We start from the raw sequence: 547 nt of genomic DNA on the forward strand, positions 1-547 counted from the left end.
AGAGCTCGACCAGCTGCGGGATCAGCTCCTCGTCCCGCACCGCGCGAGCCGAGGGGGCGCGGGTCTTGGCGGCGTAGTAGCTGCTCGGAGCCACCTGCAGCAGCCTGCAGATGAGCTCGACTCCGAGCCGGCGAGCGTCGACCAGGTCATCCTTGTTCGCGTCGATGAACGCGACTACTTCCGGTAGTGGCGGTCGAGCTCCGCCCCGAAGAAAGACGCAGCACGCTTGAGGACCTCGTTGGCCCGCCGCAACTCCCGGACTTCCTGCTCCAGTTCACGCACCGCCGCGCCTCAGCGCTGCTCACGCCAGAGGTGACGCCGTCGTCGATGTCGGCGTGCTTGACCCACATCCGCACGGACTCGACCCCGTATCCGAGCTGCGTCGCGACCCGCTGCACAGTCCCATGCTCGGTTCCCAGCTCGGCACGCAGCGTCCGCACCATCCGGACCGCCGCGGCCTTCTCCTCCGGCGAATACCGACGCGTCGTCGGCTTCCCCGCTGTCTGCTCTTTCGGCATAACTCCATCCTCGTTTCCAAGGTCAGGAG

The 547-nt window shown here is 67.3% G+C and carries 1 pseudogene and 1 other annotated feature; the pseudogene reads right to left on the reverse strand.

From position 1 onward, the window contains the following. Window positions 1-518: pseudogene (locus NR072_RS08855) on the reverse strand (transposase); the annotation flags it as partial. Then, window positions 86-220 (reverse strand) — a sequence feature (AL1L pseudoknot). It overlaps the preceding pseudogene by 135 nt. Window positions 519-547: the final 29 nt, after the last annotated feature.

The sequence above is a fragment of the Micrococcus sp. Mcc89 genome (genome assembly GCF_024519795.1).
Lineage (GTDB): Bacteria > Actinomycetota > Actinomycetes > Actinomycetales > Micrococcaceae > Micrococcus > Micrococcus luteus.